9 protein-coding genes are annotated in these 13,019 nt (G+C 40.7%); all 9 read right to left on the bottom strand.

The annotated features are described in order from the left end of the window. Positions 1-33 precede the first annotated feature (33 nt). The 9 genes from CI959_RS10545 to CI959_RS10505 all read right to left on the bottom strand — a co-directional run bounded on the left by CI959_RS10545 (position 34) and on the right by CI959_RS10505 (position 13,006). A complete protein-coding gene (locus CI959_RS10545) occupies positions 34-417 on the bottom strand; it encodes a hypothetical protein (protein ID WP_005861419.1) in 384 nt (127 codons plus the stop codon). A 121-nt stretch (positions 418-538) separates the two neighbouring features. Continuing rightward, positions 539-1,717 carry a glycoside hydrolase family 172 protein gene (locus tag CI959_RS10540; protein WP_008780730.1) on the bottom strand — a complete coding sequence of 393 codons (1,179 nt, stop codon included), beginning with the start codon at positions 1,715-1,717 and terminating at the stop codon, positions 539-541. 33 nt (positions 1,718-1,750) lie between these two features. Beyond that, positions 1,751-3,166 carry a glycoside hydrolase family 140 protein gene (locus CI959_RS10535; protein ID WP_036631358.1) on the bottom strand — a complete coding sequence of 472 codons (1,416 nt, stop codon included), beginning with the start codon at positions 3,164-3,166 and terminating at the stop codon, positions 1,751-1,753. Between the two features lie 17 nt (positions 3,167-3,183). Next, a complete protein-coding gene (locus CI959_RS10530) occupies positions 3,184-4,524 on the bottom strand; it encodes a glycoside hydrolase family 28 protein (RefSeq protein WP_057316825.1) in 1,341 nt (446 codons plus the stop codon). A gap of 111 nt (positions 4,525-4,635) precedes the next feature. Next, entirely contained in the window at positions 4,636-6,225 is a 1,590-nt protein-coding gene (locus CI959_RS10525) for a RagB/SusD family nutrient uptake outer membrane protein (RefSeq protein WP_095231442.1), read from the bottom strand. Positions 6,226-6,237: 12 nt separating this feature from the next. Beyond that, the gene (locus CI959_RS10520) at positions 6,238-9,414 is read right to left on the bottom strand and encodes a TonB-dependent receptor (RefSeq protein WP_022191823.1); all 3,177 of its coding nucleotides are present in this window, start codon (positions 9,412-9,414) and stop codon (positions 6,238-6,240) included. 282 nt (positions 9,415-9,696) lie between these two features. Beyond that, positions 9,697-10,707 (bottom strand): FecR family protein, encoded by a 1,011-nt coding sequence (locus tag CI959_RS10515; protein ID WP_008780727.1) that lies wholly within the window; start codon positions 10,705-10,707, stop codon positions 9,697-9,699. Positions 10,708-10,776: 69 nt separating this feature from the next. Next, positions 10,777-11,349: an RNA polymerase sigma factor gene (locus CI959_RS10510; protein ID WP_005861405.1), complete on the bottom strand. Its 573-nt coding sequence runs from the start codon at positions 11,347-11,349 to the stop codon at positions 10,777-10,779. 145 nt (positions 11,350-11,494) lie between these two features. Further along, positions 11,495-13,006 (bottom strand): Gfo/Idh/MocA family oxidoreductase, encoded by a 1,512-nt coding sequence (locus tag CI959_RS10505; protein ID WP_005861403.1) that lies wholly within the window; start codon positions 13,004-13,006, stop codon positions 11,495-11,497. Positions 13,007-13,019 lie beyond the last annotated feature (13 nt).

The raw sequence follows: 13,019 nt of genomic DNA, 5'->3' as shown, positions 1-13,019 counted from the left end.
TACCCCGGCCATTTTATCTATCTATAGACTTCTTTATCTACGTCCGTTACCTAGATGTTTTCTGCCATGTTTATTCCCTTTAGGCTGCTGTTTTTCCAGATATTGTTTGTATTGTTCCTCCGTCAATATTTTTTTCATCTGGGCGTTCTTATCCTCACGCATGGCCAACATCTTTTCCCGTTGCTTCTCACGCTCAGCCTTCATCGCCTCACGTTCTTTTTGAGCCTTTTCCATATACTCTTTTTGAAGTTTACGGAACTCCACCGCTTGTTTCTCATCCAGCTTCAAGTCGGCGATCATCTTCTCGCAACGTGCGGACGGATCCATCTTACGCTTGTCCATACGCCTGTTCTCACGAGCGAACACAGAAGTTGAACTCAACAATACAACCAAACACAATCCTATTACCTTTTTCATAAACTACTACTTATTACTTTTATTATAAATTACCTGTTTATGAAGCGCTTCGAAAGAATAGACATCGATAAAAAGGAAAGGTTTAATCGGAAATAACATTTAACATCTTACCACAGGCCATTTACCATCTCGGAATCTCCAAATCATCCTTACTGGGTAATGCCGGGAATTTAGCGTGTGGTTCCGCCTGATACCAGAAAGTAGTCGATGAGATATCCGACTTCTGGTTATTATACCTACCGTCGTGCCGCCAACCCAAATCTTGAATCGTAACCTTCAGATCCTTTTCAAAACGAACCGGGTCCAAGATATGCCAGCGATACAAGCCGAACGCCGTAACAGCCCGATATAGGCCATCCGGACGGATCACTTGGTGCATTCCCGCATAAGGAGTGGTGAATTCTTGGTACTGATGTGTTTTCTGATTCTCGAAGTTATACGAACCGCAGAAATAATCCTCCGTACCTGTTCCACAGATTGTCGGGTATTCCTTGTCGCCATCCATATAGAACTTGATCTCTCCTTCACCCCACCAACAGTTATCATTGACACGCCAAGCCAAATAAGTTCCGACATATTGTCCCTTTCCCTTGATTCCATCCACCAACGTATGGCTAGAGCCTTGTGTCGGGTTGGAACGACGGAACTGTGCATGGAAATATCCCTCATCCTCCGGCACTTCCGTCAAGGTATAATTAATTTGGTAATACAAACGCATCTCTTCCGCATTGTTAATATTCTCCAATGTTATGCGTGCTTTCTTACGGAACGGCATCTTCCAGTAGCAATTGAAAGCGCTCCCGGGGTTTACACAGACCGCTAACGAAGATAGTTGGGCATACTCATTAAAAGCACTGGCGAAGAAATCCCCGACCGGACATTCAACCGAAGGCTCTTTCTCGTCGTCCCAATACATACGGAGTATCGAGAATCGCCAGTTGCCAGTGGGAGTCATCCATATCTGCTGGATAGCCCCCGGGCCATCAATCTCCGCGATGGTAACTGTCTCCCCCGGTTTCACGATAATAAAAGGATTTACTTTCCAGCCTTTCCCCAAATCTTTCGCTGGGCCGGCCGCATTCGCCTTATTCCGGACATCCTTATCTCTCACGGGATCAGCCATCGCTCCTTTCCCTTTCTCCCCCGTAAAATTCTCCGGACTGATCGAACGACTCTGCGCATTCGACAAACGAGAAAGGTTTCCCATATTCATATCCAACCCGTTAAAAGGATACTGCTGGGCATTCGCCCAAAAACTTAACAGCAAAAAGGCTAACAGCAAAACATTGATCTTCTTCATAATGACTTTTATTATTTAAAATTTATACATCGTCTACCTATCATCCGCCTCCAAAATTAAGATCCAATCATTTCCCCTCTCTCCCGCTTCTCCGGGCGCATTGAATGTACGAATTCCCTTATTCTCGACCGGTCCGATCAAGGTTCTCGCCCCATTCCTCGGATTGAACCAATAAGCTTTACCTAAAGATCGCAATTTACTCATTTGTATTCTTACATCCTGCCCTTGACTCAAATAAACTAAAATAAAAGTCTTATCTTTTGCTAAAACGGGAGTGATATAGCTTGCGTCATTGTAATTAATTCCGAACAGGACGGATAGATCCGGACGGAAACGATCTAACGGATACATCGTAAACAAAGACTTTACATAGCGCATACATTCGGCTCCCGGCCTATCCAACGCACCATCCCAAAACGTAAGGCATGGTACATGATATTTACCACCCGGCTTATACATTTGCCAAATAGCGTTATTCCCATATGTATATCCGGCAGCTCCAGAGAAATAAGTCCAATAAGCCTGCATACGAATATCATAGTCATCGTAAATTCCATCCGTAAAATAAGTCGTATCCTTAATCAATCCGTTATCACCTATTATGTCCTCCTTTTTCTTCCCGAACTTAGCATAATCAAAATATTCCCAGAAAAGAACCGGTATGTCCTCGTATGAAGGTTCCGCGTTTACAAACGGTTTAATCGGGTTCAATTGAGCATACATACCCGAAAAACGATATACCGGATCCATCCGGCGGTAATGCCCGCTTTGGAGAATATTGAATGATAGCCAAGACTCATTGTGGAACCAATAATGCGAGGAAATCTCTCCCGTCGGATGATAGGACATTAGTTGTGTTCCTCCATTTCCCTCCTGAATTCCTTTCGCCATAGATTGCCAGATATCGAACTCCTTATCCGTAACCACATTTCTATCACCACCAAGAATCCATATTACAGCTTCATTTTTATATCGGGTTCCCAGTATTTTCCCGTATGTATACGCATTATCTGGATTAAACAATGCTGGATTTCCGTCTTTCTCTACCACATTGTTTGCCCAAGTAGGTAGAAGCCCTATATACATTCCTCGTTTGCCGGCCTCTCGAATCACAAAATCCACCAACTCAAAGTACCCTTCCGTGATTTGGGTAGGGTCTTTATCAACCAAGGGCAAATATCCATACGCATTCGGTTTATCCAAACCATCCAGTTCAGATAAGATAACAGCCTGTATTACCGTAAAGCCCTTTTCTTGCCGGTTATCCAGATAATGAACGATCTCCTCCTTATCCAATACATGAAATAACTCCCAAGCCGTATCCCCCAGCCATAAAAAGGCACCGCCCTCTTTCTTATAAATAATAGGATCGTTCGGACGGACAATCAAATCTTGAGCCAAACAACCCAATACACAAAAAGCTAGACAAAACAAAAGATATTTTCGCATACTAATTCTTTTTAAGATTAAAAACTTACATTATAAATCTCCACGGACCCCACATTATCGAAACAAGAGGCTGGGCCAACTTTCTCATTCTCACAATCTAACCGAACATTCCGTAAAATCACTCGATCTAAATTATGAAGGTAAAGCCCCCAGCAAGGGAGCGCACGATAATCGGTCAATGGCTTCGAGGGAGTACGTCCTACTATTTCTTGATCTTTGTTTCCAACATACGATAAGGAAACATCCGAAAGCCGGACATCTTTCAAACTACTATCTCCCCAACTCTCTACCGAGGCGGCCGCTTTCATTAAACGTGTACCTCTTATATGCTCCAGACAGATCCGCTCTCCCCGGTTCCCCTCATTCAATGTGACTAGAAACGGATTATCCAATTGATCAAAAGAACAGCTAGATATCAATATATCCTTTACTTCCCCAAACGCAGGGAACCATGCGCCCGGTTGGAGCAATATCCCAGAAAGCATATTCCTACGTTTTTGTTCACCGGAAGTCCGATGTGGATATTTTCCCGGACCTCTAAATTCACAATCAACGATCTTTAAACCAGTAGCCGGCATTATCAACCTTATCCCATTGCACGATGAGTTCATATAGCAATTCTCTATTACCATATTCTTCCATAGCCCACCCGCAACAGCATCATCACCCGTATAAAAACGGCAATTTCGGATACGGATATCTTTTCCGCCACGAATATGAATCCCATCCCATCCTTCCTCCACTAAAAGATTATCGAAAGAAGCCCTTTCAATATCATAACTCATAAAAGCATAGTTCGATGCTCTTCGTAGTTTAACTCCCGATATCTTAATCCCTTTCGATCTCGACAAAAAGAGAATATGAGGGCCTCTCATCCCTTCTTCACCTTTTTTATCTTGAATATGGGCACCATCGATTACCCCCTCTCCTGTAATTGACACACCTTCAACTTGATCTCCTAAAAGCAATGCCTTGTTCCAATTCCGGGGTTTTACTTTATAATAAGCCTCATCTTGATTAAGATCGGATATAGAACGGTACTTTTCCAGATTATTTATGCCTTTCACTACGGCATTACTTTCTAAGAATAAGTTTACTTTACTTTTCAGCAGAATACTTCCTGTCAAAAACGTTCCCTCCGGAATGATAACCGTTCCTCCCCCTCTCAAGGAACAAGCTTCTATTGTCCTGTTGATGAACTGGGTATTGTCTGTTATTCCATCTCCTTTAGCTCCAAAATCCACGATATTATAGGTGCTATCATCATTTGAGGCCCAACCTATCCGCATAAAGAGCATAAGCAATACAAAGAGACTCCCCCGAAAGACTCTTACTTTCGATACATCTATCATCTTCATTATTCAATAAGATTTAATATGATCATAAAGGAATAAAAAAAGAATAGGATTAGCGATCCCAAGAGAACTATCCTATTCCTTTTCTTTGATGAACTTTTCAACAAGTTATATCTACTCGTTCTCGTAACCTATGCTTTGTGTCATATTCGGATTATTCTCCATTTCAACCTTGGGTATCGGGAAATACAAATCTTTCGCATCATAATGCGGATTACCAACACGTGTCTTTCCATACCAACGGCTAATCTCCTCATCCAAGACCTTCCAGCGGCAAACATCTTGCCAATGTTGTACGCCCTCACCGCAGAACTCCATGAAACGTTCCTCCCGAATCGCATCTCTCAAAGCTTCTCCACTAGCCGTTATATCATGGGAACTATCTCCATTATAAGCTCTTCTTCTTACCAGATTCATATAGTTCCGGGCATTTACCTCATCTCCCGTAGCCTGACAAGCTTCCGCATACATCAAATATACATCCGCCAAACGCATCAAATACATATTAATACCAACCCCTAAATTCAACTCATTCACCGTACTTTTCAACGGATTGTATTTTCGCATGCTCCAACCTTGAATGTCAGCCTCCGTATCCTTATATTTCAGAACCTGCGTCTGCTGTCCATTCATAATAACAGGAGTTCCCGGACGCAAAGCGGCGATATCCAGACGAGGATCTCCATTAAAACGTTTAATATTCGCATCATGAAAGAAAATATTACCCCAACCGGCCGCCTCAACATCTCCACTTGCGTTCTGGAAACATAAGGCAACGATCAATCCATATTGAGAACCTTCTCCATACCAAAAATATCCGGAAGTATCCCCATTACGGAAATTAATCTCTAAGATCGATTCTCTATTAAATTTCTCCTGATCCTCATTAAACATCTTCGCATATTCATTGAAAGGGAGCAATTCTTTTCCGGAAGAATCAATAACCTCTTTCAACACTTTCTTTGCCGCATCATAATTACCCATATACAAATTCGCTTGCCCGATGTAACTAGCAACGGCAACAGAGGTTGGACGTGGATAGTCCGCCCGCTCTTCCCATACGGCAGGTAGCAAAAGTTTGGCTGCCTCATAATCTTTCAAGATCTGATCGTAAACCTCGGCCACCGTGCTACGTTCTATATTTAGCATATCCGGAGTCGATGCTACCTGTAAACGAACAGGTACACCTTTTTTATCGCCATCCCCGTTGCAAGGATATCCCTCCCCAAAAAACGCTACTAACTGTTGGTGTGCCCAACCTCTCCAAAACAAAGCTTCTCTCTTCATCTGCGAAAGTCTTGCTAAATCCGCATCCGTAAACTTCTCCTTGTCGATTCTTTCCAATTGCTCCAATACGGTATTCGCACAAGAAATCATTTTATAATAACCAATCCATAACGTCCCAATGTAAGCATTATCAGAAGTCACTTGATTGGTCGCCAACTGGTTCCAGTTGGCGTCACCAGTCCAAGCCATATCTACCGTATGATCCACACAGAATGTCCCTTTCGCCATAACCCTTTTTCCATACAAAGGCACAGCGACCATATTCGCATAAACTGAAGTTACGATAGTCTCCATATCCGCCATAGATTTAGGGTAGACACTTGGAGATAACGCACTGGGATTTGATAAATCCAGAAAACTATCCGAACAACTATTAAAAGTTAACGCAGCAGCTAATAATATAACTAATTTCTTCATCTTCCTATTAATTTAGAGGGTTAAACTTAAACCGCCCATAATGGTGCGGGTGGAGGGAGCCCGTTTCACAGAATACATATTTCGTTCCAAATATCCACCACCCAATTCAGGATCTCCTTGGAACTTTGTGATAATAAATAAATTATCGCAGTTAATATAAAACTTCAAACCTTCTATCTTCAAATGAGAAAGTATTGATTTCGGTAAATTATAGCCGAAATGTAAATTCTTCAATTTAAAGAAAGAACCATCCTCCACAAAATAAGAGGAGACATTCTTGAAGTTTCCATTCGGATCCTCTTTCGTTACTCGAGGATGTGAAGTAGCCCGGTTCGTCGGACTCCACGCCTCATATACCTTATAAGTCGTATTATAGTCGCCATAGAAACTTCTTTCATAAAGCTTAGCGCTATTAAAGACATCAACACCTGCGTTTCCTAACCAGCCCATACTTAAATCAAAGCCTTTCCATGACAAATTTATATTCAATCCATACATCAAATCCGGCCAAGGATTACCGATATATGTCTTATCCTCATTCGTCACCTTTCCGTCTCCATTTAAATCCTTATATTTCAAATCACCCGGAGCCGTACCTGCTTGTTGGTACAATCCATCCGGAGATTGAGCGTTTAAGGCATCGATTTCCGCTTGGTCTTGAATAATGCCATCCACTACATATCCATACATCTGTCCCATCGGTTGCCCATTTTCCGTACGATAAATAGAACTATTCAAAGCCGCATCGCTTCCAGCCCAAATGATCGGATTCACTTGGTCACTTAACTTTACCACTTTGTTCTTGTTGGTAGACAACGTAAAAGCCACGTCATACCTGAAATCTTTATAGGAATCCCTCCATTGAACCATCCATTCGAAACCTCTATTGCTTATCTTTCCGATATTAGCCCGATAAGAAGAGGTCTCGCTAAATGGTTCCGAAGAAGGCCCGGCAGAAGGTGGCACACCTACTGAATACAGCATATCGGAAGTTTTCTTATCATAATACTCGATTGTCGTATTCAAGCGATTATCCAGAAAACTTGCGTCAACACCTATATTCCATTGGGCCACGTCTTCCCATTTAATCGTAGCATTCGCAACATTTGAATACCAGAATCCTCTCTGCGTATTTTGCCCATCATATGAATAATATAGATAATTATTCGTAAAAGAAGGTTCATACAAGAATTGAGGAATTGTATTGTTACCAATTTTACCATAACTTCCTCTCAGTTTTAATTGAGACATCCATGTTATATTATCCTTTACAAAGCTCTCTTTTCCCACATTCCAACCAACAGAAGCCGAAGGAAACACACCAAACCGATTCTCTGGACCAAAGTTATCATAACCATCCCGACGAATACTAGCCTCTAGCAAATACCTGTCATCATAAGCATAGTTTACACGAGCGAACTGGGATAAACTACGACCTTCCGTTTTCGTTCCGGATACATCTTTATCTCCTGTACCTAAACTAATATCATCCGAAGGTTGAACCAAGAAACCGTTTTTCCAACCACCTGCAGAAGAAGCCGTCGCCCGATAAGCCTCGTAGCCTACCATACCTTTTACATAGTGCTTCTCCCCAAAAGTATGGTCATAGGTCAATGTATATAACATACGCAAATCATAACCGGAACCATAGTCCTTCGAGTAATAATCCTGTTGAGACAAAGATCCCAAATTCCATGACTCTAAGAACAAATTATTCGCATGGGAGTCAAAATTGGCAGAGAAATTCGCTTGGAATTTTAAATCATTGATAATCTCCCAATCCAAAATCGCATTTGCCCGGGCCCAAAACCTACGTTCATTCGCATGATGCGACATTAGTGTAGCCACATGATTAGGTCCCTCGTAGTAACCACCTGCCGGATGTTTCCCCCAACCTCCACCAGCTTCGTTGGTATTATCATAAGGCACCATCGTAGGAACTTGGCGGTAATAAACATAATCATTATTCGTCTGCCCATACAAATGGGGATCCGTATTATTAAAACCAACAGTCAGGATCTCGGAAAATTTCACACGTTTACTTATATTTGTCTGGCTAGCCACACGAAAATTACCCGCATCCTCAAATGAATAACGTTCGATAAACTGATTCTTGTAGAACTCCGCAGACATATTAAATGTAGTTTTCTCATTACCACCTGTCATCTGTAAAAAATAGTTTTGCCTAAAAGCATTACGCCAAACCAGATCTTCCCAGTCTGTATCTGGTAGCGAAGCGGGATTATCCCAGCCGGAATTGGGATTATTAGGGAAGCCTGCCGCCAGTTTCCGGTCAATAAAGTCTGCGGTATGCAGCATATCCGGCAAATCGATCGGAGTCTCTATTCCAAAGTTTACTCTCGCATTAATAGAAAGTTTCCCTATCTTTCCTTTTTTAGTGGTTACAAGGATCACACCACCTGCTCCCCGGGCACCATAAATAGCAGTAGAAGCCGCATCCTTCAAGATCTCGATAGATTCTATATCATTAAAATTAGGAGCGCTACCCGGCACTCCATCCACGATCCACAACGGATCCGCGCCATTGATAGAAGCCGCTCCACGAATGATAATGTTCCCATTGGAAACATTGACACCAGCCACACGTCCTTGAATAACATGCGACACATCCATATTTAAATCATTAAAATCATCCGTCTTAATAGAAGCCACAGATCCCGTTACATTCGACTTCTTCTGCACGCCATAACCAACAACGACTACCTCATCCAGTTTTTGAGTATCTTCCTTCAAGTTTATCATTAAACTTGATTTTCCGTTCACTGCTACATCTTGAGTATTAAACCCAATATACGAGATCTGTAAAATACCGGTATCATCTATATTTAATGAGAAATTTCCCGAGATATCCGTTACCGTTCCATTCGTAGTCCCTTTCTCAACAACATTCGCTCCGATAATCGGTTCGCCGTTACTATCCACCACAGTACCAGATACCTGCTTTACTTTACCTGCAGTCTTTAAAGTTACGACAATTGAATGGCCTGTCATCGTATATTGCAAGTCCCTTTGATGCAATACATCATCCAACAAACGCTGAATCGGCTGATTCGTCACGTTTAAAGTTACCTCCTTCTTTCCTTCCACTATAGCATCCCGATAAGAGAATATATATGTGGTTTGCTTCTCTACAGCCTCAAAAAATTGCTTTAATGTAGCATTCTTCATGGAAAGAGTGACACTTCCTGTCTGAGCTAATACCAAAATAGGATTAAAAAACAGAAATAGAGCCAAAAAAATTATATAGCTACATTGATTTTTTCTACTTTTGAACATATATTATTTTTTTAAATTGATACAATCCGTTTTATGGCCTAATCGCCATTCTCGTAAATGGAGTATTAATTGGGGAACCGGAAAATCTCGACCATTTTTCGGTTCCGTTTTTATTATGAAGAATCTTGTCGCATAAGAACTGATTTAAGGTTGTACATTTTTATTTTCACTCGCTCAAGGATGTATAAAGATATCATCTCCTCGTACATCATATGTAAAGTCATAATGCCTCTCTAAAAGGTCCATTACCTCTACGATATATTCACTATCAAAATTTCCGGTAAATAAGTCATTCGCTAAAGAAGAATCATTCAAATGGATATTCACGCCATATCTACGCTCTAGTTTAGCCAAGACATCACTTAATGTCGTTGATCGGAAAACGAGATCTCCTCTTAACCATGCCGTTTCAAATCGATTATCTGTTTTCTCCACGGTTATAATACCCGATTCTTTATTGAACAATGCTTTTTCATTCGGTTTTAGATAAACGACACGAGAAGGCTCTGAACAAGTCTGTATCTTGATCCGTCCCGATATCAAGGCCATTTCCATGACATTCTCCCGTTCATACGAATACACATTAAAACTTGTGCCCAACACTTCTATATCCAGATATTTTGTATGTACCACGAAAGGTTTATCCTCATTCCGAGTCACCTCAAAATAGGCCTCTCCCTCTAAATTAACCTGTCGAAGCTCTCGACCGAAATCGTGAGTGTAACTTAAGCTCGATTCCGCATTTAGTTTTACTTGTGTTCCATCCGGTAAAGTCACCCCCGATCTTTCCCCTCTATCGGCATGAACCACTAAATTACCAATACCCTCCTCCTGATTGACTGGATTGAAATATAAATAACCAGACAATACACTTAATAAAGGTATTAATAGTATTGCGGCGATACGAGCCAGTTTCCTAAACACCATAACGAATCGTTCTTTTCTCGTTCGATTTTGAATCCCGCTGAACATATCTCGTATGATTCTCTCATCAACCTCTTCAAAGGGTCGCCCATTTTCCCATAAAAGAGACAATGACAACGATAATTCATCATCATCAGACAAATTAACCAAAAGCCGTAGTGTTTTCAACTCTTCCGTAGAGATCGTATGATCCATGTACTTTGAGAGCAAATAATATGTATGTGATTCCTGCATAATACCCTTTTTATAAGGTATACACATGAGCCGTTAATTTATAACATGTCTTTTTAGATGTTATAAAACATAAGAATATTATTTTTTCAATTTTATTTATCCGATAAAGAAAAGAGAGAACAGCAAAGCATACTTACCGAGCTCCTTTCTTAAAACATGTAAGGCTTGCGATAACTGGTTACGCACAGATTGTTCTGAAATAAAGGCTTTAGCCGCTATTTCTGTTATAGTTATACCTTGTTCCTTATTTAACTCAAACAGTTCTCGTTGGCGAGGTGTCAACTTTTGTTTCGCTATTTCCAGTCTATGGTTAAATTCCTCAAAAGATAATTTACGTTCAATCGCTGTTTCCTCTCCATCTCCAGACTCATTCAGTACAACATCTTCCAAAAAAAGTGGACTATTTGCCTGCCTACGAAACTCATTCAATAATTGGTTCTTGGCCATCGTAAATAGGAAAGCACTGAAAGACATATCTAAATCAATCTGTTCTCTCCGCACCCACACTTTGATAAAAGTCTCTTGTACAATATCTTTTGCAAGAGCATCAGAATGAGTCAAGTGCAATGCGAACGCATATAAGCGTGAAGCGTATGATTCATACAGTTTCGTAAAGTCTCTGTATGAACCGCTTCGTAATCGTTCTAGGTATATCCGTTCTACATCCATCTCCTCTAGCACATATTGACCGAACAAATATAAAATAAAAAAATAAGAAGAGGTTATTTCCTCTTGAAAAGAAATAACCTCTATCTATTACGGATACTCTTTAACTAAATGACATCCAACAGTAGTTCACGACCTTTCTATGTTCTCAGAATGGCATACTAGGTAAACTAAAACCATTATTATAAGTATGCTTAATCCACTCATTCGCAACATCAAGAGCATTAAAGTCCGCAAAACGACGATCAAAACGAGGATCACCATCAACAACTTTAAAATCATCAACTGTTACAATCTTAATTGTGTCAGTAGGAGATATATTGGTAAATTTCATATTCTCTCCATCCCATAACAATTCTCTATGTAGTCCATGAAGACCAGAAAGACGTACCGCAAGAACTCCCATTACTACCATTTCATTAAAAGGTCCGGAGAATTGGAAATTTGAAGATGATTCTACTCGGTTTTCTGGAGATTCTTTACAAGCACGAATCCAATCTTGCTCATGGGCATTCGTAGCCCAAATATTGCCATTACCACCTTTAACTCTTGGTATTGAAGGCTTAGGTTGATTAAAATGTTCCATATCAGATACGGGCAATAAAGTTGGATTCATTCCATAACAGCCAGTCATGATTTTCCCTTTTGTCCCAATAAAAATAATACCACCATTTTCATCTCCCATCATTTGTCCATCTTTTAATTCCTCTGGACGAGGAGGCATTAAACCTCCATCATACCAATATACCTTAACCTCGGGCATTTTTGTGTTTCCTTTTGGGGGACGAGCTGGAAACGTATAAGTTACAACTTGTGCATGAGGTGGCGAATATAAATTGCTCAAGGTTGAACTACCTATCACACTTATCGGATACTTCAAATCAAGTGCCCAATAAAGTGGGTCCATAATATGGCAAGCCATATCTCCTAAAGCACCCGTTCCAAAATCCCACCATCCTCGCCAATTCCAAGGCGTATAAACTGGATTATATGGTCTTTTTTGCGCTGGCCCAATAAACAAATCCCAATCAAGAGTCTTCGGGCATTTCAGATTATCGCTAGGTTGCATCAATCCTTGAGGCCAAATTGGACGATCTGTCCAACAATGAACTTCATATACTTCCCCAATAACACCGGATTGAATCCACTCTGTTATTTGACGACACCAATCAAAAGAATTTCCTTGATTACCCATTTGTGTCGCTACTTTATATTTTTTAGCGAGTTTTGCTAGTAAACGAGATTCATAGACAGAATGGGTTAAAGGTTTTTGAGTATAACAATGCTTCCCTAATGTAATAGCATGAGCAGTAACTCCCGCATGTGTATGGTCTGGAGTAGCAACCAATATCGCATCAATTGATTTTCCGAACTCATCGAACATAACACGCCAATCTTTAAATTTTTTTGCTTTTGGATAATCATTGAAAGTCTTCTCTGCATATCTCCAATCTACATCACATAAAGCCACAATATTCTCTGTACTCATATTCCGTAAATTACCACGGCCCATTCCCCCGACACCAACTCCAGCAATATTCAATTTATCACTTGGTGAAGTAAACCCATGCGTTTTACCTAAAACAGAATTTGGTACGATCGTTAAACCTGCTGCTAAAGCTCCTGTCTTCAAAAAATCTCTTCTTGATATATGTCTCATAATAATGATGATT

Source organism: Parabacteroides sp. AT13 (assembly GCF_002272965.1).
In the GTDB taxonomy this organism is placed as follows: domain Bacteria; phylum Bacteroidota; class Bacteroidia; order Bacteroidales; family Tannerellaceae; genus Parabacteroides; species Parabacteroides distasonis.
Note: the sequence above shows the minus strand (reverse complement) of the source record. Positions and strands in the feature narration are given on the sequence as shown.

What these genes read in the sequence shown, in the direction of transcription:
- CI959_RS10545 (WP_005861419.1), bottom strand. Translation starts at nt 417, where the DNA reads ATGAAAAAGGTAATAGGATTGTGTTTGGTTGTATTGTTGAGTTCAACT.
- CI959_RS10540 (WP_008780730.1), bottom strand. Translation starts at nt 1,717, where the DNA reads ATGAAGAAGATCAATGTTTTGCTGTTAGCCTTTTTGCTGTTAAGTTTT.
- CI959_RS10535 (WP_036631358.1), bottom strand. Translation starts at nt 3,166, where the DNA reads ATGCGAAAATATCTTTTGTTTTGTCTAGCTTTTTGTGTATTGGGTTGT.
- CI959_RS10530 (WP_057316825.1), bottom strand. Translation starts at nt 4,524, where the DNA reads ATGAAGATGATAGATGTATCGAAAGTAAGAGTCTTTCGGGGGAGTCTC.
- CI959_RS10525 (WP_095231442.1), bottom strand. Translation starts at nt 6,225, where the DNA reads ATGAAGAAATTAGTTATATTATTAGCTGCTGCGTTAACTTTTAATAGT.
- CI959_RS10520 (WP_022191823.1), bottom strand. Translation starts at nt 9,414, where the DNA reads ATGAAGAATGCTACATTAAAGCAATTTTTTGAGGCTGTAGAGAAGCAA.
- CI959_RS10515 (WP_008780727.1), bottom strand. Translation starts at nt 10,707, where the DNA reads ATGTGTATACCTTATAAAAAGGGTATTATGCAGGAATCACATACATAT.
- CI959_RS10510 (WP_005861405.1), bottom strand. Translation starts at nt 11,349, where the DNA reads ATGGATGTAGAACGGATATACCTAGAACGATTACGAAGCGGTTCATAC.
- CI959_RS10505 (WP_005861403.1), bottom strand. Translation starts at nt 13,006, where the DNA reads ATGAGACATATATCAAGAAGAGATTTTTTGAAGACAGGAGCTTTAGCA.